22 protein-coding genes are annotated in these 18,938 nt (G+C 65.0%); 8 read left to right on the top strand and 14 right to left on the bottom strand.

Features of this window, described 5'->3' with window-relative positions:
* Window positions 1-14: 14 nt before the first annotated feature.
* The gene (locus tag NMD1_RS20330) at window positions 15-650 is read right to left on the bottom strand and encodes a glutathione S-transferase family protein (protein ID WP_125957013.1); all 636 of its coding nucleotides are present in this window, start codon (window positions 648-650) and stop codon (window positions 15-17) included.
* Entirely contained in the window at window positions 643-798 is a 156-nt protein-coding gene (locus NMD1_RS21295; protein ID WP_158454034.1) for a hypothetical protein, read from the bottom strand. The genes NMD1_RS20330 and NMD1_RS21295 overlap by 8 nt, the downstream gene beginning before the upstream one ends.
* 115 nt (window positions 799-913) lie before the next feature.
* Between NMD1_RS21295 and NMD1_RS20325 the strand changes: the two genes are divergently transcribed.
* Entirely contained in the window at window positions 914-1,810 is an 897-nt protein-coding gene (locus NMD1_RS20325) for a LysR family transcriptional regulator (RefSeq protein ID WP_125957010.1), read from the top strand.
* A 163-nt stretch (window positions 1,811-1,973) separates the two neighbouring features.
* Window positions 1,974-2,678, top strand: a complete 705-nt coding sequence (locus tag NMD1_RS20320; RefSeq protein ID WP_233497888.1) for an enoyl-CoA hydratase/isomerase family protein — start codon at window positions 1,974-1,976, stop codon at window positions 2,676-2,678.
* Between the two features lie 140 nt (window positions 2,679-2,818).
* Here NMD1_RS20320 and NMD1_RS20315 read toward each other — a convergent pair whose 3' ends face one another.
* The 5 genes from NMD1_RS20315 to NMD1_RS20295 all read right to left on the bottom strand — a co-directional run bounded on the left by NMD1_RS20315 (window position 2,819) and on the right by NMD1_RS20295 (window position 7,741).
* The gene (locus NMD1_RS20315) at window positions 2,819-4,156 is read right to left on the bottom strand and encodes an LLM class flavin-dependent oxidoreductase (RefSeq protein ID WP_158454033.1); all 1,338 of its coding nucleotides are present in this window, start codon (window positions 4,154-4,156) and stop codon (window positions 2,819-2,821) included.
* Window positions 4,157-4,263: 107 nt separating this feature from the next.
* On the bottom strand, window positions 4,264-5,478 hold the full coding sequence (locus NMD1_RS20310; protein ID WP_124810236.1) for an MFS transporter: 1,215 nt from the start codon (window positions 5,476-5,478) through the stop codon (window positions 4,264-4,266).
* The gene (locus NMD1_RS20305; RefSeq protein WP_158454032.1) at window positions 5,478-6,287 is read right to left on the bottom strand and encodes an IclR family transcriptional regulator C-terminal domain-containing protein; all 810 of its coding nucleotides are present in this window, start codon (window positions 6,285-6,287) and stop codon (window positions 5,478-5,480) included. Before NMD1_RS20305 ends, NMD1_RS20310 begins: the two co-directional genes overlap by 1 nt.
* Before the next feature lie 65 nt (window positions 6,288-6,352).
* Window positions 6,353-7,249, bottom strand: a complete 897-nt coding sequence (locus NMD1_RS20300) for a fumarylacetoacetate hydrolase family protein (RefSeq protein WP_125957001.1) — start codon at window positions 7,247-7,249, stop codon at window positions 6,353-6,355.
* A 48-nt stretch (window positions 7,250-7,297) separates the two neighbouring features.
* Complete coding sequence (locus NMD1_RS20295) at window positions 7,298-7,741, bottom strand: VOC family protein (protein ID WP_125956998.1); 444 nt, start codon at window positions 7,739-7,741, stop codon at window positions 7,298-7,300.
* Between the two features lie 164 nt (window positions 7,742-7,905).
* Between NMD1_RS20295 and NMD1_RS20290 the strand changes: the two genes are divergently transcribed.
* Window positions 7,906-10,341: a TonB-dependent receptor gene (locus NMD1_RS20290; RefSeq protein ID WP_158454031.1), complete on the top strand. Its 2,436-nt coding sequence runs from the start codon at window positions 7,906-7,908 to the stop codon at window positions 10,339-10,341.
* A gap of 94 nt (window positions 10,342-10,435) precedes the next feature.
* Here NMD1_RS20290 and NMD1_RS20285 read toward each other — a convergent pair whose 3' ends face one another.
* Window positions 10,436-10,906 (bottom strand): Lrp/AsnC family transcriptional regulator, encoded by a 471-nt coding sequence (locus NMD1_RS20285; RefSeq protein ID WP_223806710.1) that lies wholly within the window; start codon window positions 10,904-10,906, stop codon window positions 10,436-10,438.
* A gap of 448 nt (window positions 10,907-11,354) precedes the next feature.
* Here NMD1_RS20285 and phhA point away from each other — a divergent pair, with 448 nt between their 5' ends.
* The 5 genes from phhA (at window position 11,355) to NMD1_RS20260 (ending at window position 14,735) form a co-directional block, all read left to right on the top strand.
* Window positions 11,355-12,215, top strand: coding sequence for a phenylalanine 4-monooxygenase (phhA, locus tag NMD1_RS20280; protein ID WP_125956990.1), 861 nt, complete (start codon window positions 11,355-11,357; stop codon window positions 12,213-12,215).
* On the top strand, window positions 12,212-13,450 hold the full coding sequence (locus tag NMD1_RS20275) for an amino acid aminotransferase (protein ID WP_125956987.1): 1,239 nt from the start codon (window positions 12,212-12,214) through the stop codon (window positions 13,448-13,450). The genes phhA and NMD1_RS20275 overlap by 4 nt, the downstream gene beginning before the upstream one ends.
* Window positions 13,447-14,109, top strand: coding sequence for an SDR family oxidoreductase (locus NMD1_RS20270; RefSeq protein ID WP_125956985.1), 663 nt, complete (start codon window positions 13,447-13,449; stop codon window positions 14,107-14,109). Before NMD1_RS20275 ends, NMD1_RS20270 begins: the two co-directional genes overlap by 4 nt.
* A 22-nt stretch (window positions 14,110-14,131) precedes the next feature.
* The gene (locus NMD1_RS20265) at window positions 14,132-14,290 is read left to right on the top strand and encodes a hypothetical protein (RefSeq protein WP_375600813.1); all 159 of its coding nucleotides are present in this window, start codon (window positions 14,132-14,134) and stop codon (window positions 14,288-14,290) included.
* 145 nt (window positions 14,291-14,435) lie between these two features.
* The gene (locus NMD1_RS20260) at window positions 14,436-14,735 is read left to right on the top strand and encodes a 4a-hydroxytetrahydrobiopterin dehydratase (RefSeq protein WP_125956983.1); all 300 of its coding nucleotides are present in this window, start codon (window positions 14,436-14,438) and stop codon (window positions 14,733-14,735) included.
* A 3-nt stretch (window positions 14,736-14,738) separates the two neighbouring features.
* On the opposite strand, the gene NMD1_RS20255 is transcribed toward NMD1_RS20260, so the two are convergent.
* From NMD1_RS20255 to NMD1_RS20230, 6 genes are all read right to left on the bottom strand, one after another.
* The gene (locus NMD1_RS20255; protein WP_125956980.1) at window positions 14,739-15,260 is read right to left on the bottom strand and encodes a hypothetical protein; all 522 of its coding nucleotides are present in this window, start codon (window positions 15,258-15,260) and stop codon (window positions 14,739-14,741) included.
* Window positions 15,257-15,691 carry a cytochrome c gene (locus tag NMD1_RS20250; protein WP_125956977.1) on the bottom strand — a complete coding sequence of 145 codons (435 nt, stop codon included), beginning with the start codon at window positions 15,689-15,691 and terminating at the stop codon, window positions 15,257-15,259. The genes NMD1_RS20255 and NMD1_RS20250 overlap by 4 nt, the downstream gene beginning before the upstream one ends.
* Window positions 15,691-17,244, bottom strand: a complete 1,554-nt coding sequence (locus NMD1_RS20245; protein WP_125956974.1) for an FAD-binding oxidoreductase — start codon at window positions 17,242-17,244, stop codon at window positions 15,691-15,693. Before NMD1_RS20245 ends, NMD1_RS20250 begins: the two co-directional genes overlap by 1 nt.
* Window positions 17,245-17,409: 165 nt before the next feature.
* Window positions 17,410-17,919, bottom strand: a complete 510-nt coding sequence (locus tag NMD1_RS20240) for a nuclear transport factor 2 family protein (protein WP_233497886.1) — start codon at window positions 17,917-17,919, stop codon at window positions 17,410-17,412.
* A complete protein-coding gene (locus NMD1_RS20235; RefSeq protein WP_124810249.1) occupies window positions 17,916-18,332 on the bottom strand; it encodes a nuclear transport factor 2 family protein in 417 nt (138 codons plus the stop codon). The genes NMD1_RS20240 and NMD1_RS20235 overlap by 4 nt, the downstream gene beginning before the upstream one ends.
* A gap of 7 nt (window positions 18,333-18,339) precedes the next feature.
* Entirely contained in the window at window positions 18,340-18,855 is a 516-nt protein-coding gene (locus NMD1_RS20230) for a DUF3237 domain-containing protein (RefSeq protein WP_124810250.1), read from the bottom strand.
* Window positions 18,856-18,938 lie beyond the last annotated feature (83 nt).

The raw sequence follows: 18,938 nt of genomic DNA, 5'->3' as shown, positions 1-18,938 counted from the left end.
TCCTCGATTGGTGCTTAGGCGGAGGGGACGAGCGCGTTCACCCGGTCGATGGCGCGCTGAACCGCGGGCCGCGCCTCGATTTCGGCGTACCAGCGGGCGATATTGGGCATGTCGTCGAGCCCGACGCCGGCGAACTCGCGGCGCCACAGCCAGCCGAAATGGGCGATATCGGCGATCGTGAACGCGTCCCCGGCGACGAAGCGGCGTGTCGCCAGCACGCCGTCAAGAACGGCGGCTGTGCGGCTGGCTTCGCTCGAAAAGCGCTCGATGGCGATCGGCTGCGGTTCGGCGGCGAAACGCTGGAAGAAGCCGGATTGACCAAACGCCGGGCCGAGAGCTGAGGCGTGGAAGAAAAGCTGCTCGAATACGCGCGCTCGCGCCTCGCCGGACGTGGGCAGCAGGCGACCGGTCTTCTCGGCGAGATAGACCAGGATGGCGGCGGACTCGGTCAGGACAAAACGTCCATCCGCCGCGTCGGGGTCGACCAGCACCGGAACTTTCGCGTTCGCGTTGAGCGCCACGAAAACGGGCGCCTTCTGCTCGCCCTGCCGAACGTTGACGCGGTGCAGGGCGTAGTCGAGGCCGAGTTCTTCCAGGGCAATCGGCACCTTGATGCTGTTGGGGGTGGCGAAAGCGTAGACGTCAAACATGGTCTTGTTCCTTGAGAGGCAGACGGGCCCGCGGCATCGGTACGGCCGGCGCAAGGAGCGCCGGAAACGGGGTGCTGGTGATCCGAAAGGGCAGACGGCCGTCGAGCACGACAGGCGCCGTGCCGGTGCGTATCAGCCACGTCAGCATGATCTGGCACTCCCATCGCTTCGGTCCGTCCGAAGGCGTGCGAGACAAATGCCTCTATCCCGCTCGACACGGCAGCAGGGCATGAGCGATAACGGTCATTCCAAGGAGGAATGGCATGGACCGGTATCAGGCAATGTTAACCCTTGTGCGGGTGGTAGAGACCGGCTCCTTCTCGGCTGCCGCGCGCCAGCTCAACGTCGGCCAGCCGGCCGTTTCCAAGACGATCGCGCAGCTCGAAGGGAGGCTTCAGGTCAGCCTGCTGATCCGTTCCACCCATGGACTGACACCCACCGAGGCCGGTCAGCGCTTCTACGAGCGTGCCAAGACCGCTCTTCAGGAGGCGGACGAAGCCGAGCTTGCCGCGCGCGGTGCGGGCGCCGGATTGTCAGGGTGCTTGCGCGTTTCGGCGGCGACCACCTTCGCACGGATTCATATCATCCCGCTCCTGCCGCATTTCCTGGAACACCATCCGGAGCTGGAGATCGATGTTATCCTTGATGATCGTGTCATCGATCTGGTCGCCGAGGGGATCGACATCTCGCTTCGTATGGGCGCGCTGCCCGACTCGTCCGCAGTCGCGCGCAAGCTGGCGACGGGCGGTCGCTCTGTGTTTGCGACCCCCAGCTACCTCGCGCGCGTCGGAGAACCGCTCACCCCCGCCGACCTGGCCGAGCATGAGACGATCATCTACAGCCAGTTGTCGAACATGTGGTCGTTCAGGCGGGACGGAGCGGTAGCATCGGTCACGGTGAGCGGCCGGCTGCGGGTAAGCGCAGCCGAAGGACTGCGCGCGGCGGTGTTGGCCGACATGGGCCTTACGATAGGCTCGGACTGGATGTTCATGCCGGAACTGGCGAGCGGCGCGGTCAAGCGGGTGCTCACCGACTGGAAGCTTCCACCGATCGACCTTTGGGCCGTTTTTCCGGCCGGGAGAATGGCGAGCGCCAAGGCGCGCCAGTTCGCGAGCTTTGTGGAAGGGGCAATGACGGGCAGCTATTCCGGCGAGGCATAAGCCTTATCGCCTCGCGCTATCGTCCGTGGCGACCTCGAACAGCCTAGCCGGACCTCACGCCACCGCTTCCGGAGGCCCGAAAATCGAGGATCACATCATGGCAACGTTCGACACCTATCGCGACGCCTTCTCCAACGCCCGCCTTACCCGCAAGAAGAATGGCGTGCTCGAAGTTGCGCTACACACCGACGGCGGCAAGCTCGTATTCAACGGGCACACGCACGAGCAGTTCGTCGAGCTATTTCATGAGATTGGTGAGGATCGCGAGAATCGCGCGGTGATCCTGACCGGCTCCGGCGACGCTTTCATGGACGCGATCAATCCCGAGGGTTTCGACTTTTTCACCCCTCAAGGCTACGACAAGATCCTGCGCGAGGGCCGCAAGGTGCTGTCGAACATCCTCGATATCGAGGTGCCGATGATCACCGCGTTGAATGGGCCGGTGCTTCTGCATAGCGAATATGCGCTGCTGACGGACATCATCCTCGCCACGCCCGAAACCGTGTTTCAGGACAAGCCGCATTTCGAATTCGGCATCGTGCCCGGTGACGGCGTGCACGTCCTTTGGCCCCACGCGATAGGATCGGTCCGCGGCCGCTATTTCCTGCTCACCCGGCAGGCACTCGATGCCAAGACCGCGAAGGACTATGGCGTCGTGAACGAGATCGTGCCCGCCGATCGCCTGCTCGCCCGCGCCCATGAGATCGCCGATGGCATCGCCGCCCTGCCGCCGCTGACCGGTCGCTACACGCGTATCGCCCTGACCCAGACGTTACGCCGCCTGATCGATGAAGGCACCGGATTCGGCCTCGCGCTGGAGGGTATCAGCGCCGCTGACGTTGCGCGCTCCATGGCCGCAGAGGGGTGACGCAACGCGCTGCCCGTCGGCGCCGGGCAGCGCGTTCGACCAAGCGCAGCCTCGATGACAACCATTCGCTGCAACACGGTCGACGCCGACGACTGCGCCAGCTCCATACCGCACGCCGGCCCAACACTGCTGCTGCCCCGCTAAGTTGCTGCATTCTCGCGGCATCTGAAGCGATTGGCGGGGGTCGCAACTCCAAGCATCTGGCGCAGCGTACCCGAGCCATATTCGGACTGGGAAACGCCGCGTTGCCTTAACAGCGGTATCACGCGCTTCGCAAACTCGTCTTCCGCGTACGGAACCACAGCGGGAACCAGCATGAACCCGTCGGCCGCGCCATCGGCATGCCAGTCGCACAGGGTGTCCGCGACGTCCCTGGCCGAGCCCACCAGCGTCAGATGTCCCCGCCCTGGTGCAAGCGCCTCATAGGCCTGGCGTACCGTCATTCCCTGGGTGATGCCCATCCGGTGCATCATCTCGAGCCGGCTCTTCGACGCGTTCGTCTGGTCGATCGCTGGCATGGGTCCGTCGACATCGAGGTTGGACAGGTCGATGTCGCCCAGCAGGTTGCTCAGCAAGGCCACGCCGGCCTTCGGATGGATCAGCGACTGGAGACTGGCGAACCGGTCTTCCGCCTCGCCCTGCGTCTCGGCCACCACCGCCATGACGCCGGGCATCACCACGAGCTGATCGGGATCGCGACCGGCGGCAGCGGCTTGATCCTTCATGCCGGCATAGAACCGCCGGGCATTCGCCTTGTCCTCCTGCGCGGTGAATACCACGTCGGCACTGCTAGCCGCGAGCGCCTGGCCGGGACCGGATGAACCGGCCTGGATGACCAGCGGATGGCCCTGCGGAGGGCGTGGCACGTTCAGCGGACCGGCGACGCTGAAGAAGTCTCCCCGATGACCTAGCCGGTGGAAGCGCCCCGGGTCCACTGCCACGCCAGCGGTTTGGTCGCCCAACACCGCGTCTTCTTCCCAGCTGTCCCACAGCCCCTTTACCACATCGACGAAAGCTCCGGCGCGAGCATAGCGCTCGGCATGGCCGGCATGAAGGTCCACTCCATGGTTGCGCGCTTCGAGATCGGATTGCGATGTCACAACATTCCAGCCCGCACGACCGCGACTTATGTGATCGAGTGAGGCCAGCGCCCGCGCAACTCCGTACGGCGCGTTGTACGTGGTCGAAATAGTCGCCGCGAGCCCGATCCTGTCTGTCACCATGGCTAGTGCCGCGAGCAGGGTAACGGGCTCCAGCGAGAGGTGGGCATGCCGCGGATGACGCAGTTCCATCCCGGTCGGATGATCGTTCACATACAGGGAATCGGCAATGAACAGCATATCGTAGCACGCCTGCTCCGCTTTTCGGGCGACTTCGGCGAACCAGCCGACATCCGTGGCGCGACCGACCGGCGCCCCGGCCATCCTCCACGAGGCGATATGCGTGCCCGTGCCGGTCATCAGCAGAGCGAGTTTCATGCGTGAATGCTGGGGCATTGCCATCCTCTCCGATTGTCCCCGTCACCTTCTCGGACATCCAGCGGACGGGCAATCGGCCATGGCGGAGGTGTCCGGTCTCCGGACGCTCAGCGCCGATGCAGGGTCGCGAACAGTCCTGCGGCAAAGATGAAGCACAGCACGCTCGACCACAGCGCCGGCTCAGCGCGGCCGAACAGATCGAAGATCGCGCCGAAGGCCGCTGCTCCGGCGGCCATGCCGATGTAGAATCCCATGGCCAGCAGCCCGTAGATCGACGAGTAGGCGCGCAGATCGAACTGGCGGGCGCAGAAGAAGCTCATCAGGTCGAGTTCCGCCCCGACGCTGGCGCCGAACAGGACGATGCCGGCGGCGATGACGGCCACGTTCGTCCCGGCGACAGCAAGGATAGCGGCCCCGCCGGCGGCGATCAGCACGATAGCCGCCGCCCACAGAGCCGGCGCAGACCGGTCCAGCACGAGGCCGGTCACGATTCGGCTGGCCATGACGGAGCCGGCCAGAAGCGAGAGGAGCCATCCGCCCTGATGCATGGACAGGCCACGCAGCGCGAGGATCGGCTGGAATTGCGTCACGACGCCCAGCGAGCCCGCGCTCAGCGCGAAGACTGCGGCGATCAGCACCCAGAACGGACGACTGTGAATTGCCTCGCTCGTCAATTGCCGCACCAGTCGCGGATCAGCCTGCTCGCCGCCCGTCCTCGTCTGCGCGCCACCCGTCCTGTCCCGGCGCATGAGAATCTGCGCGACAGCGGCGCCGAGCGCGGTGAGACCGGCCAGGCCAAGGTAGGCAGTCCGCCACCCGCTGCCTTCGATCACGGCGGCAACCACCGGGGGAAGAATGACGGCAAATCCGGCAATGCCGAATTGCGCCAGCGCCAGCGCCGTGCCTCGGGCACGGCTGAAACGCCTCGTGATCAGGCGTGTGTACGTTACCGGGCCGGTCCCCGACCCCAATAGGTTGAGCACGAGAAAGGCGACGAAGTACCACGACAGCGCACCGCTTTGCGCGGCCAGGGCAAGGTATGCACAAAGTTGCGCGATGGCGGAGAGACCTGCCACAGCCGCAACGCCGAAGCGATCGGTCAGCCTGCCGACGAGAGGCAGGATGCAGGCGGTGAGTGGCAGGACCAGGAAGGCCACGCCCGCCGCGGAGCTGCTCCACCCGAACTCCTGCCTGAGCGACAGGAAGAACAGGCTGGAGATGGCGGTATAGCCTGCCACCCCGAAGGCCAGCCCGAAGGTGGCAGCGGCGAGTTCGTGCCATCCTTCGCGCAATTCGGCGCGAAAGGCGCTGCCGGCCTGCATTAGCTGTCGGCGCCGAGCGAAGCAGCGCCCGAGGCGATTTCCGCTGCGGCCTGCCGCATCTGGCCGAGGTATCGCGCGGCCGCTTCCTGCGGCCCCATGCTGCGGCGAATGAACGTCATGTTGACGCAGCCGAGCACGCGATCGCCGGCCAGGATCGGAACCGCGATGGCGCCGGATTCGTGCGGCTCCTCGCCGAAGCGTTCGCCATATCCATTGGCCCGGATCCGATCCAGCATGGCTTCGAAAGCCGGACGATCCGCGGCGAACTCGTGCCCCGGCTCGCGCGCCTCGATGAGATTGGCCACGATCTGGGCACGTTCATCGGCACCGCAGAAGGCCAGATAGGCGCGCCCCGTCGCGGCGCGCAGCACGGGCAGGCGATTTCCGACGACGCCGCGGTCGATCGTGAGGGTGCTGGAGGCGCGCGTCGTCTCCCGGATCCACATGAGGTTGTCCATGAAGATGCCCAGGTCGACCGGCCAGAGCACCTGCTTCTGCAGCTTCCTGAGAACCGGGCGCGCGACTTCCGTGATCCAGTCTTCCTCGTTGAAGCCTTCGGCCAGGCCGCGGATGAGCATGGTCAGACCATAGCGCCGCCGCGACAGGTCGAGCCCGACATAACCTGCCTCGCGCAGCGTCTCGAGCATGCGGTAGAGCGCGGGCCGCGATATGCCGGTGCGGCGGCTCAACTCGGTGACGGTCGCGCCGTTGCGCGTGTTGAGCGCACGCAGGACTTCCATGGTGCGCAGCACCGTTCGCATGGGAGCCGCATCGTCGCGCGGATCGGTCCGATTGGTTTGCCCGGCCATGCGGGCAAACGTAGCGCGTGGGGCCGTGGGTATGCAAACCGGGGGCACCTGCGTCGGGGCGCAGATCATTGTGCCTCCGGCTCGTCGCCATAGGTTTCCACCTCCAGCGTACCTATGCCTTCGATCTCCGCCCTGACCCGATCGCCCGGCTTCAGGAACTCGCTCTCGCTGCGCGCAGAGCCGGCGGGCGATCCGGAGAAGACCACGTCGCCCGGCTCGAGCGAGATGATGTGGCTGATGGTGGCGAGTTGTTCGGCGATCGGGAACAACATGTTGGCGGTTGTGCTGTCCTGCTTCAGCTCGCCGTTCACCCACAGCCGGAGTCTTAGGTCCTGCGGCGCGGCAATCTGCCCGGCCGGGCGGATGCACGGCCCCATCGGAGCCCAACTGTCCTGCGCCTTCGCGCGGACGAGGTCGATCCCGATGGCCGAGCCGCGGTCCAGCAGGTCGCGGGCGCCGAAGTCGATCCCGACCGTATACCCGGCAATCGCCGCAACGGCCTGAGCTTCCGTCGCGTTGCGGAGTGGCTGGGCCAGGACGACCGCCAGCTCGATCTCCCAGTCGAATTGCGAGACGTTCCAGGGGATCCGGATGGTGCGGCCCGGCCCGACGATAGATGTGGTGGGTGGGCGCAGGAACAGCGGCATCTTCTCCCAGCGTTCGGCCGGAAGGTTCATCTGCTCGAGATGGTCGCGATAGACCGCGCCGACACAGACCAGCTTGTTGGGGTAAAGCAGTGGCGCGAGCACCCGGGGTTGGTCTATCCGCGCCGCTGCGGGCAACGGTTCGTCCGGCAGGTGGTCGAGCGTGCCGATCAGTCTGCTCCAGTGTGGCATCATGGCGCGCAACCCTCCCTCGGCCACGTCCGCGACCACGCGATCAAGGCGCCACCAGCCATTCTGGGCGGCCAAGGCGGCGACCGGGCGAGAGTCGAGCAGCACAGTTCCCAGTGCATATTCCATCGGTTCTACCTTCGAATTTCCGGGTAATGGGGCCGCACGCCGGCGGGTTCAGTCGGCCAGCCAGGGATTGCCTTCGTCGGGCTTCATCTCGGGGCCATGTTTCTCTTCGGTGTAGAGGCGCAGGCGGTGTCCGTCGGGGTCCTCGACCACGATCAGCCAGGCCTGGATCGCGGTGATCTCCTCGGAGTGCGGCACGGCCAGCTCGGTCAGGTGCGCGCGCCACTCCTGCAGCGCTGCGCGGTCCGTCACCGAAAGGACAATGGGGTTGAAGCGGGCGTGGGCGCGCGCGCGCGACGGATCGAGCCGCAATTCGAGCAGCGTGCCCCAGCCCGGCATGATCAGGATGTGAGCGTAAAGCGCGCCATCCGCTTCGCGCCGATGGTCGGCTTCGGGAATGCGGCGCGCGGCGAACACGCGCTCGTAGAAGGCAAGCGACCGCGCCAGGTCGGACACCGGCAGCTTGAGGTGATGAATTCCTTGGACGATCGGCATGGGGCTCTCCGGGCGCTTTCGTTGAGCGGGCTATAAACGGGCTCCACGCGGGTCCGCGACCAACTTCCCACGTCTGTCCGGCTGCCGGACACATGCTCCGCCGCCGCTGGACAGCAGCGGCGCGCCGCGATCAAGAACCCGCAAAAGCCAAGGGAGAGAACCGCATGACGCGCTTTCATCACGGCGGAGCATCCGCGCTCTGCATCGCTGCCGCTCTCATGAGCCTGCCCCTGTCCGCAAGCGCGGCAGAGGCAGGCGCTGCCGAGGCAGACCAGCCGGCCAACGGTGGCGTGCCGGACATCGTCGTGACGGCTCAGCGGCGTTCGGAATCGGTGCAGCGCTCGTCGGTGGCGATCCAGGTGTTCTCGGGCGAGGCCCTTCGCTCGGCCGGCGTCAATCAGGCGCGTGACATCTCGAAGCTGGCTCCGGGCGTCGTCATCGGGCAAGGGGGCGCCGCAACCCAGATTTACATCCGTGGCGTGGGGGACTTCACCTCGACGCCGATCACCAATCCGGCGGTGGCGACCAACGTGGACGGCGTCTACGTTGCCCGGTCGCAAGCCATCGAAGGCAATTTCTTCGACCTGGAGCGCATCGAGGTGCTCAAGGGGCCGCAGGGGACGCTGTATGGCCGCAACGCCAGCGGCGGGGCGGTCAACCTCGTCACGGCCAAGCCCAAGCTCGGCGAAACCAGCGGCAACGTCGCTTTCGAGGGCGGTAACTTCGATCTGGTGAAAGCCGAAGGTGCAGTGAACTTGCCCCTGGGGTCGACCGTGGCGGCGCGCGGCGCCTTCCAGATCGTCCATCGCAACGGCTACTCGTATGGCGGCACCGACGACGACAAGCACGAAAGCGTCCGTCTGCAGCTCTACTGGGAGCCGAGCGCGAACTTCAACTTGCGCCTTTCGGGAGACTATTCGCACATCGGTGGAATGGGTTCGGCGGCCGTGTTCAAAGGGGTCGCTCCCTCGATCGCGGCAACCCTCGCGAAGCTTGGCGTTGCGCTGCCGTCCGATCCGCGCGCCAACGGCACCGACCCTTCACTTTCGGCGATCTACTATGGCATGGCGGCGGCCCTGAACCGGTGTGCGCCCAATGCCAACCTGGCCCTGGCCGCTACGTTGGCCGGCGTCGCTCCGATCGTGGGGCAACAGGGCTTCTGCCCGGCCGGCACGAGTTCGCTCTACTCTCCGCCGAGCGGATCCTACTTCGGCACGAACCTGCACGTGAACAACCGCTTCCTGAACTTCAGCGGCGAGGCCAACTGGAAGACCGGGAACGTCACCGTGACGGTCCTGCCGGCCTATCGGCGGACCCGGAACGACTACCGCAACAACATCATCTTCACCTTCGACAGCGCCCCCTTCGGCAAGCCCGAAGCGTCCGATGCCGCGTCGCTGGAGGCCCGGGTCGCCTATGACGACAGCCGGCTGAAAGCCGTGGCAGGGTTCTATCTGTTCGATGAGCGGCAGACGATCGCCACACGGGCCGATGCCGGCCTGGTGGCGGGCGGCAACGTCACGCTCTACCATCTCGGCACGACCGCTTACGCCGGCTTCGGTCAGGCCACGTTCAGCGTCACACCGGAGTTGCGCCTGATCGCCGGGCTGCGCTATTCGGTCGACCACAAGACCATCGAGGGCCAGGGGCTCGTCCAGTATCCGGCCACCGTCTTCTTCCCGGGTGGCCCCTGCTTCGGCGCTGCTGCGATCTGCCCTCGCGACAGCTTCTCCAACGTGCGGAATTTCCGCCGTGCCTCCTACAAGGTCGGCATCGAATACGACCTGGGGCCGCAGAACATGGTCTACGTGACCTACGCGACAGGTCACAAGTCCGGCGGGTTCAATCCCTTCTCGCTGCCCGGCACCGTGAATACCGCGTCGTTCTACAACCCCGAGCAGGTCGGCGCGCTTGAGGTAGGCTCGCGCAACCGCTTCGCGGGCGGGCGCATCCAGCTGAATCTCGAAGGCTTTTACTGGAAGTACAAGGACGCGCAGGAGTTCATCACCACGCTCAACCGGGTGGGTGGTGCCGCCAATGCGCTGACCAATGCGGGCCGGGCGACCGTGTATGGGCTTGACGCGCAACTGGCCCTGAGGCCCACCAGCAACGACAGCCTGCAGATCGGTGGGGAATACCTCCACACCAAGTTCGACTCGTTCGTGTACCCGGCGGGCGGTGCTGTCGCCGGCCTGACCACCGCCTGCGGCGTGACGCCGGCAGCGCCGTTCCCGATCATCGACTGCAGCGGCCGTCCCTTGCCGCGGGCGCCCAAATTCTCGGGCACTGCCAGCTACACTCACACCTTCCAGCTTGCCGGCGCAGGCCGGATCGATGCGACCGTAGCAACCCAGTTCTCGTCGTCGCGCTACCTCACCATCGATTTCACCGATGCCTCCCGGGCGAGGGGCTTCGCCACGCTCGACGCCAATCTGACCTGGGCCCCCAACGATACGTTCAAGGTCTATGCGTTCGGACGCAACATCACGAACCGCCTGGTCTATACGGGGGCCTTCACCCAGCCGCTGCTGCCTAGCCTGACGCTTGCCACGCTGGGCGCACCCCGCACCTATGGACTGGGCCTGTCCGCCAAGTTCTAGCACCGCCTGCAATACCCGCCCGTGGGTGGCCGGCGGGCGGTCCTGGGCCGGGCGAGCCCGACCACCGCCCGGCAGATCGCACCACGGCCGCTTCCTACAGGGGGACGGCCGTGGTGTACTTCACCTGGGCAAGGGCGAAGTGCGACGATCCCGTGGCGACCGAGGCATGTCTCAGCACCGTGCGCATGAGGAACCGGTTATAGTCCTCGACATCGGCGACGAGGATGCGAAGCATGTAGTCCCAATCGCCCGACATCGAATAGCACTCGATGATCTCGTCGCGCGATGCGATGAAGTTTTCGAAAGCCTCGGTAGTCTCGGCCGAGTGGTTCTTGATCTTGATGTGGCAGATGACGTTGACCCCGCGGCCTATGCGCGCGGCATCCACCAGGCGGACATGACGGCCGAGGATACCGTCTGCTTCCAGCGCACGCATCCTTCGCCAGCAGGACGCCGTAGAGGCACCGACCCGCTCCGCAAGCTCGGCGTGGCTGATCGACGCGTCGCGCTGAAGCTCGTGAAGCAACTTGCGGTCGATCGGATCGAGCGGCCGGCTGCTGGTCAAGCCACATCCCCATCGGCATCGGGCCGGTGCTCGGGCAAGGCCCGATCCAAGGTGCCCAGGTCCCTGCCGAGGCATCGGGCATTGGAGTTCTGCGGCACAAGGCCACGCGAGGCGATCGCGCGGTACCGTGGGCCGGACTGCTCGCCCTGACGCAGGTTCCACGCCCGCTGAAGGAAATCCAAACCTTTGAAATTAAGCGTGATTCGTGCCCGGTATGAAGCGGGCGAGCGCCCGCTGCCGTGGAGCGCCGCGCTCATCACAGACGGCCCGCGCGGGCGGCGAATCGCGGTGGTGCGGAACCACCATCATCGTGGCCCGGGCCTCCCACGGAAGGGTTGTGATGGAACGTCATCTCTATTCCTGCAAATATGATATAATTGCATCAATATTACCGAAATAATCGCAATATTTGAAACGTTTTTTCGTGCATGTACGCTACATTCTCATCATGGCAAATGCAAGTGAACTGCCGCCCGGCGCGGCTCCGGATTGGACCATCCCGCAGGGCTGGGAGACTTACACTCCGGCCGAGCACGCGATGTGGGATCGCCTTTTCGAGCGTCAGTCCGAAATGCTCCGGCCGCGCGTGGTACCGGCGTTCATGGAGGGGCTCGATGTGCTCAGGATGACGAAGCCGGGAATCCCGGACTTCGACGAGTTGAACGAGCGCCTCACCCGCGCGACCGGGTGGCAGGTCGTGGCGGTGCCGGGCCTGGTGCCGGACGAGGTGTTCTTCGAGCATCTGGCCAACCGTCGCTTCGTTGCCGGACGCTTCATCCGCAAGCCTGACCAGTTCGATTACCTGCAGGAACCGGACATCTTTCACGACGTGTTCGGTCACGTCCCGCTGCTCGTCCATCCCGTGTTCGCCGATTACATGCAGGCTTACGGCGAAGGTGGGCTGCGGGCCGCCCGGCTGGGCATGATAGAGGCCCTGGCGCGGCTTTACTGGTACACGGTCGAATTCGGGCTGATCCGCGACGGCAGCGATCTCAAGCTCTACGGCGCGGGCATCGTTTCGTCCTACGGCGAAAGCGTGTTTGCTCTCGACGATCCGTCTCCCCATCGCATCGCCTTCGATCTCGAACGGGTCATGCGCTCGCAGTACCGGATCGATGATTACCAGCAGAACTACTTCGTCATCGAGAGCTTCGAAGACCTGCTGCAGCAAACGCGCGACGCCGATCTGGGGCCGATCTACGAGCGCTTGCGCGGGCATGAGCCAATCGCGGTCGGGACCCTGCTTCCGGCCGACCGGGTTCTCCACGCGGGCACGCAGGACTATGCACGCACCAGGGCCGGCATATGACGCTTCGGAATCAGGCATTTGCGGGCCTTGAGCCGCAACAGCCGGACGGGCTGCTGGCCCTGATCGCGCAATGCCGCGCCGATCCAAGGCCCGACAAGGTCGATGTGGGTGTGGGCGTCTACCGGGGCGAGGCTGGCGGCACGCCCGTGATGCGCGCGGTCAAGGCCGCGGAGGTGGCCCTTGTCGCCGGGCAGGACAGCAAGTCTTACCTCGGGGCCGAAGGCGACGAGCGCTTCGCCCGGCTCGTGTGGCAGCTAGTGTCCGGCGAGGAGCGGTCTGGCGAACGTCGCTTCGGCCTCCAGGCCCCCGGCGGGACGGGCGCCTTGCGCGTCGGGGCCGAACTGATGGCTTGCGCGCGCCCTGGCGCGCGCATCTGGCTCGGCGAGCCAACCTGGCCCAACCATGAACCGATCTTCAGCGGCGCCGGTCTGGAGGTGCGAACTCATCCTTACTTCGACGCCACCACCGGGGGCATCGCTTTCGACGCGATGATTTCCGCGCTGTCGGACGCGCGGCAGGGTGACGTGCTGTTGCTTCACGGTTGTTGCCACAATCCAACCGGAACGCAGTTTTCGCGCGAGCAATGGCGGGCTCTTTCAGCGCTGTGCAACGAGCGCGGTGTGGTCCCCTTCATTGACCTGGCCTATCAAGGGCTGGGTGACGGGATGGAGGAGGACGCTTGGGGCACCAGGCTGATCCTGGACACCGTGCCCGATGTCCTCCTGGCCTACAGCTGCGACAAAAACTTCGCGATGTATCGCGATCGGGTTGGCGCGTTGTTTGTACAGGCCGGGAGTGCGGCGATGCTGAACCTCGCGAAAGCCAACGCGCTGACCATTGCCCGAAGGCTGTGGTCAATGCCGCCTGACCATGGGGCAGCGGTGGTCGGAACGATCCTCGACGATCCGGATCTGCGGGCAGCCTGGCAAGATGAACTTACCGGGATGCGCCAGCGGCTTCAGACGGTGCGGGAGAAGCTGGCGGCGGCCCACCCCGTTCTGGCTCTTGTGGCCCAGCAGCGCGGCCTGTTTTCCCGACTTCCCATCGCCCCCGATGCGGTCGCCGCCGTAAGGCGCACGCACGGCATCTACATGCCGGATGATGGCCGGATCAACATCGCCGGGCTCAACCAGGCCAACCTCGATCATTTTGTGGAAGGGGTGCTTCCCCATCTGATCGCTGGTCGGGATGCCAGCAACTGCAATTCGCGAAAATCGCAGGAAATTCCCGCATGAAGCTCGTTGTAACCGGCGCTAACGGCTCCCTGGGATTGGCGGTGATTGCGCTGCTGGAGCGGCAGGGGCACGAGGTTGCACGAATTGTCAGAGGAACAAGTGCCGATGAACCGCTCACGATCGTCTGTGAGGACCTGGCGGACGCGACTGCTGCGGAACGCTCGATAGGCAAAGCGGTAGAAGCTCTCGGCAGCCTTGATGGCGTCGTCCATCTTGCAGGGGCGTTCGAATGGCAGCCGGTCGTGGCGAGCGACGCGGCCTTGTGGCGGAAATTGTACCGCGCGAACCTCGAGACGACCCTTAATGTCGTTAATGCAACACTCCCACACCTGAAAGCCGGAGGGGCCATGGTCACGCTCGGCGCCGCTGCGGCGGAGCCGAGCGGGGCGGGTATGGCACCCTATGCTGCTTCGAAATCCGCGGTGGCGCGGCTGACGCAGAGTCTTTCTGCCGAGCTGGCCGGGAGCGGCCTTCGCATCAACACTTTGCTTCCGTCCATCATCGACACGCCGGCCAACCGCGCCGCGATGCCCGATGCCGACCGATCGAGCTGGACGCATCCCGATGCCATAGCCGAGGTTGTTTCGTTCCTGGTGTCGCCTGCTGCCCGCGCAATTCACGGTGCTCTGATTCCGGTGACCAATCGCGTTGCCCACTAACGCAATTTGAGAGGAAGAAGACGTGAGCCTGTTCGAGAACCTCATTGGCCTTGACGGCTTCGAGTTCATCCAGCGCAAGATGGACAAAGGCTTCGGCGAGGGCAATTTCTCGGCCCTGTTTGCAAGCATCGATCGCGATCAGTTGCGGCGTGGGGCCTTGAACGTGGCGGAGCTGGCGTGACAACGTCAACCCCCGCACTCAAGCGCATCCATCCTGCGGCCTATCGTTGCAATGGGCCGAAGCTGTGCGACACCATCCGCAGCGGGATGGAAGACGAAGCCGGACGTCACATTTTCGGTGCCATCAATCAGAAAGTCGGGATAGCATGATCAAGCGGCTTGCGGATCAGGAGCGCGTGGAAGCCTTGGCCGCGCTCCGTGGTTGGGCCCATGAGCCGGGGCGTGATGCGCTGGTCCAGACATTCAACTTCCCGGATTTCGTGACTGCCTTTGCGTTCATGACGGCCGTCGCGCTCGAAGCTGAAAAGGCAGACCACCATCCAGAATGGTCCAATGTTTATGGACGCGTTTCGATATTGCTCACAACGCACGATGCGAATGGGTTGTCTGAGCGGGACACGAAACTAGCAGCCAAGATTTCGGTTCTCGCAGCCGCCCTCACGTGAGGGTCAAGCGCCCCCAGCAAGCGTGAACGACCAACAGATCGTCGCGCGGTCCATTTCCTCTCGCTGGCTTGCCTCGCACAAGGAAGAGCGTCCCGCCGCCATCTCCGCAAAAGCGGTCGGCCATTGATCCGAAGCGACGCGGCTCATTGCCGCCGCCATCCGGCTCGCCTGACCGCATCCGGACGTGATCGGCTGATAGCCCTGATCGCGCAGGGCCAACTGCGCACGATAGCCGTGTTCGCGCATGATCCCGTTCGCGAGCAACTGATCCGCATGACGCGAGACGCCCCATAGCGAGACCGGCCTGCCGGCCAAAATCCTCCGGAGCAGCCTGACCCGGTCCTGCTCCAGCGGGATCGCCACCAAGCCCAGTTCGCGCGCGCGGATGGCAAACTGGCTGCCTGCGGCAAGCGTCGGGTCGTAAAGCGCGATCCTGGCGGCGGTCGCCGCATGGACGCGGCAGGCGCCCAGAAGCGGGACTGCGGCCGCGGCGGCCATGAACGTGCGTCGGCTAAGGTCGATCATCGCCCACCCCGCGCCTTCGGAGTGGTGAGGTAAGCCGCGATCTGCTTGATATCCGCGTCGCTGACTTCGCCTCTGGGGATGGGGGGCATGTTGCCGATGCCCGTCCGCGCCGCCTGGATCACGTAGTCGACCGTCAGGTCGTTCCGCTCTTCAAGCAGCGGGCGATCGGTGCGGCGCGCAAGCAGGCCGGTGCCCATCCCGCCCTTGCCATGGCACATCCCGCAGTATTGCACATAGAGCCGCTCACCGCCTTTCGCGCTTGGCCGGGCGGAAAGCGTCAGCGGTGGTGGCGGCGAGGGCGGGCCCGGGCGCGCTGCGGGAGCGGCAGCCGCTGCCGGATCCTTTTGCTCTGCCGGCTGCGCAGGCGCGGCGGACAGCACGGCGAGCAGGGCGAGGAGGCCGCCGCGCGTAACAGTGGCGAGGCCGTTCATCAGCGATCCCCCGATTGGCCTGCGGCAGTTCCTATCCCGCTCTTGCCCGGCGCGATGATGCCGAAGGGGTCCAGAGCGGCCTTGACCTTGGCGTTCAGCTTGCCAAGGGCGCCGCCGTTGAAATCATAGGTCGATGCGACAAGGTCCATATAGTCAAGGTGCGTGCGGTATTCCCCGTAACCATGCGCCTTCGCATCCGCCACCAGCGTGCGGATGAAAGGATCGACGCGGCGCATCATGTCCGGATCGTCCTTGTCCAGCAGGATGGCGTTGACGTTGATCAGGTGGCGTTCGCCGAACGCAAAGCTTGCCTGATAATCCATGCCGAATTCCTGGTAGCGCTGGTAGGTCCTGCGGAATTGCTCCATCGCCGCGGTGCCCGATTGCGGTAGCACCGGCGAGAAGCCGATATGCCCGCCCAGGCCACCGTGCCAGTTCGCGTTCTGCATCGGGAAGGTGAGCGGCGTACCGGTCCAGCCGGTCATTTCCAGCGGATCGCCACGTTTCCAGCTCGTGCGCTTCATGCTGAGCGGCTTGAGCTTGTTCATCTCGCTTTCGAGGATGGAATAGGCTTCGCGGTTGATCGTCTCGCGTCCGTAGAGGCGCAGGCTGACGCCCCACCAGCCCATCTGGAATTTCTTGCGGATCGCGGCGATCACCGTGTCGGAGAGTGCGCCTTTCTGGTCCGTCCATTCCGCGCGCGTGGTCAGGATGGCGGCGGCCCTCAACCAGTTGCCGATCGTGGGCGATTGCTGCAGCACGCCCTCCCGCCGGAGCGGCGCGATGGCATCGATCAGCGGCCCCAGATCTTCCGGCCGGTCGAATTCGAGGTCCATGCCCATGAGCGATTCGGGTTCCGGCATGAGCCACAGGCCGGCCTTGGTGACGATGCCCAGGTTGGACTGGACGAACATCTGGTCCCACGCCGGACCGAAACCGAAGCGATAGAGCTGCCAGGTGGGCGAGCCGGTGAGCGCGCCCATACCGGTGCGCACCAGCGTGCCGTCGGCAAGCACCACTTCCATCCCGCACAGCTTGGTCGTGTGTTCGCCATAGGGCGTGTAGCCGACCCCGCGATCCAGCGCGTTGCCGATGACCGAGCCCCAGCTGTTTCCGGGCGTCGAAAGCCAGTGCTTGAGCCCGCGCGCCTTCAGGAAATCATACAGATCGTAGAATCCGACACCCGGCTCCAGCAGCACGGTGCCGTTTTCCTCGTCGTATTCGATCTTCTTCATGCGGGACAGGTCGAGGATGACCGAACCTTCCAGCACCGGTGCGGAGCCGCCGTAGCCGAGGTTCTTGCCCCGGCTGATCGGCCAGAGCGGAATCCTGTGCTCGGCCGCGACGCGGACGATCGCCTGGATCTGCTCCACAGTGTCCGGGGCGATCGCGCCTGCGGGGCGGTGCCGGCTGTCATCGACCGCGAACGCGTCGGAATAGGAATCCTGGTCTTCGGCATCGAAGAACAGGTTTTGCGCGCCGACGATGGCGGCGAAGCTGCGGCGCGCGGCGGCCAGTCGTTCCGGCGGAATGCTGTAGGACGAAAGTGGCATGGTTTTATCCGGTCTTTGCTCCGCTTTCCGACGCATGGGCCGGGCGCCCATCCTTCATGGCGGCGTGGTCGGGAAGAAGAGGGAAAGGTTCTGGCGGTTGTCTCTTTATGCTTTGCCTCGGGATAATGCTGCGCCAGGATTTGCGCAGCATCGCTAGCTTTATCGCTACGTCGCGAGCCGGCGCTGATTGGGATCGAGCTTGAGCATCTCGGCGCTTTTCAATGCAGGATCCCAGTGCTCCACAATCTTGCCGTCCTCGATGCGGAAAAGATCGAACCAGCTGGTGTGGTAAGGAGCGTCGTCGGCATCCTGTTCCGGACGGACGAATGTGAACTGGACCATGTCGCGTTCGGCCACGATCGCGATCAGGGGCAGACGGATCGCCGGCTCGATCTCGCGCTCCGGCCGGGACGAACGGATGAAGGCTGCGAGCGCGTCGCGGCCGCTGACGACGTTGGGGTTGTGCTGGATATAGTCCGGCCCGATAAAATCGCTGACGCGGTCCGCGCGGCCAGCCTGCAGCACGATGCGGTACATGTCATAGCACAGCCGCTTGTTGCGCTCGATATCGGGATCGGTGCTGCGCAGCATCGCTTCGTGGTCCGCCGCGATGACCGGCGTGGTCAGCCCCGCGACCGGCTCTGCCGCCGCGATCAGTTCCGTCCTGCCGCTCAAGATGGCTGCTCCTCGTTCCAGGGGCGCGGCCATTTGCGGGTATCGTCCCAATGTTCGACGATCAGACCGTCCTCCAGACGGAACATGTCGAAGGCGTGGCCCAGATAGGTTTCGCCGGGGCGCGTGGGGTCGGGCTGCTCCTGCTCCCAGATGGCGACCACATAGTCGCCCTGCGCCACCGTCCGCAGCAGTTCCTTGCGCGCGGGCGGCGTGAACCCTTCGGGCAGGTTCCGGATGATCTTGACCAGGTGCAGAATGTGCTCGCGGCCGGACGGCATGTTCACATTGTGCTGGATGTAGTCCGGGTGGATGTATTTGAAGACGGCCTCGTCCTGGCCTTCATAGATCACGCCCTTCCACATCGCGATCACGATTTCGGCGTTGCGCTCTTCCAGCGTGCGTTGGTCGGTCATGCCAGCCTCACGTCAGCGCGTAGTAACGCAGGACGTTGCCCGAGACGAGGCGTTCGCCCACGCCCACGAACACGTGCTTGGTCAGCCAGTCGTGCTTGCCGACCGGAGTCTCGAAACTCGGCTGCCCGCGCAGGTAGTATTCCTCGTGTTCCACGGGTTGGCCGCCACGGAAGGCCCAGTCGCGGATGCGTTCCATCGTGTCGGGCTTGCGGCCCCACAAAAAGCCCTTGTTGTTGAGGAGAATGAGCGTTCCGTCCTCTTCTTCGAGCATGTACCGCGCATCGAACACGGCGACATCGTCCGGCCGGAAATAGGCGTAGTCGCCGCCCGAACCCGGCACGGCCTTGCCGCGAAGCCGCGGTCCCTCGAACGTTCCGCTTTCCACGTAAACGGCCCCCCGGTTGCCACCCCAGGGCGTGTTGTTGATCATCTGCACGCGCGGAAAGGAAAGGCGCACTTCCATCACGAATTCCAGCCGGGGGTTTTCCAGCGTGGAGAAGGGCGGGGAGAAGGCGTCAGTCATGAACCTTTCCTCCGGCCGGAAAGGCAAGGCCGGTGGCGGCGTTGCCTGGGTGGAGCGCCGGTTTTGTATTTGCGAACAGGGAT

This window comes from Novosphingobium sp. MD-1 (genome assembly GCF_001014975.1).
Taxonomy (GTDB): Bacteria; Pseudomonadota; Alphaproteobacteria; order Sphingomonadales; family Sphingomonadaceae; genus Novosphingobium.
Note: the sequence above shows the minus strand (reverse complement) of the source record. Positions and strands in the feature narration are given on the sequence as shown.

What these genes read in the sequence shown, in the direction of transcription:
- NMD1_RS20330 (WP_125957013.1), bottom strand. Translation starts at nt 650, where the DNA reads ATGTTTGACGTCTACGCTTTCGCCACCCCCAACAGCATCAAGGTGCCG.
- NMD1_RS21295 (WP_158454034.1), bottom strand. Translation starts at nt 798, where the DNA reads ATGCTGACGTGGCTGATACGCACCGGCACGGCGCCTGTCGTGCTCGAC.
- NMD1_RS20325 (WP_125957010.1), top strand. Translation starts at nt 914, where the DNA reads ATGGACCGGTATCAGGCAATGTTAACCCTTGTGCGGGTGGTAGAGACC.
- NMD1_RS20315 (WP_158454033.1), bottom strand. Translation starts at nt 4,156, where the DNA reads ATGAAACTCGCTCTGCTGATGACCGGCACGGGCACGCATATCGCCTCG.
- NMD1_RS20310 (WP_124810236.1), bottom strand. Translation starts at nt 5,478, where the DNA reads ATGCAGGCCGGCAGCGCCTTTCGCGCCGAATTGCGCGAAGGATGGCAC.
- NMD1_RS20305 (WP_158454032.1), bottom strand. Translation starts at nt 6,287, where the DNA reads ATGGCCGGGCAAACCAATCGGACCGATCCGCGCGACGATGCGGCTCCC.
- NMD1_RS20300 (WP_125957001.1), bottom strand. Translation starts at nt 7,249, where the DNA reads ATGGAATATGCACTGGGAACTGTGCTGCTCGACTCTCGCCCGGTCGCC.
- NMD1_RS20295 (WP_125956998.1), bottom strand. Translation starts at nt 7,741, where the DNA reads ATGCCGATCGTCCAAGGAATTCATCACCTCAAGCTGCCGGTGTCCGAC.
- NMD1_RS20290 (WP_158454031.1), top strand. Translation starts at nt 7,906, where the DNA reads ATGACGCGCTTTCATCACGGCGGAGCATCCGCGCTCTGCATCGCTGCC.
- phhA (WP_125956990.1), top strand. Translation starts at nt 11,355, where the DNA reads ATGGCAAATGCAAGTGAACTGCCGCCCGGCGCGGCTCCGGATTGGACC.
- NMD1_RS20275 (WP_125956987.1), top strand. Translation starts at nt 12,212, where the DNA reads ATGACGCTTCGGAATCAGGCATTTGCGGGCCTTGAGCCGCAACAGCCG.
- NMD1_RS20270 (WP_125956985.1), top strand. Translation starts at nt 13,447, where the DNA reads ATGAAGCTCGTTGTAACCGGCGCTAACGGCTCCCTGGGATTGGCGGTG.
- NMD1_RS20260 (WP_125956983.1), top strand. Translation starts at nt 14,436, where the DNA reads ATGATCAAGCGGCTTGCGGATCAGGAGCGCGTGGAAGCCTTGGCCGCG.
- NMD1_RS20255 (WP_125956980.1), bottom strand. Translation starts at nt 15,260, where the DNA reads ATGATCGACCTTAGCCGACGCACGTTCATGGCCGCCGCGGCCGCAGTC.
- NMD1_RS20250 (WP_125956977.1), bottom strand. Translation starts at nt 15,691, where the DNA reads ATGAACGGCCTCGCCACTGTTACGCGCGGCGGCCTCCTCGCCCTGCTC.
- NMD1_RS20245 (WP_125956974.1), bottom strand. Translation starts at nt 17,244, where the DNA reads ATGCCACTTTCGTCCTACAGCATTCCGCCGGAACGACTGGCCGCCGCG.
- NMD1_RS20235 (WP_124810249.1), bottom strand. Translation starts at nt 18,332, where the DNA reads ATGACCGACCAACGCACGCTGGAAGAGCGCAACGCCGAAATCGTGATC.
- NMD1_RS20230 (WP_124810250.1), bottom strand. Translation starts at nt 18,855, where the DNA reads ATGACTGACGCCTTCTCCCCGCCCTTCTCCACGCTGGAAAACCCCCGG.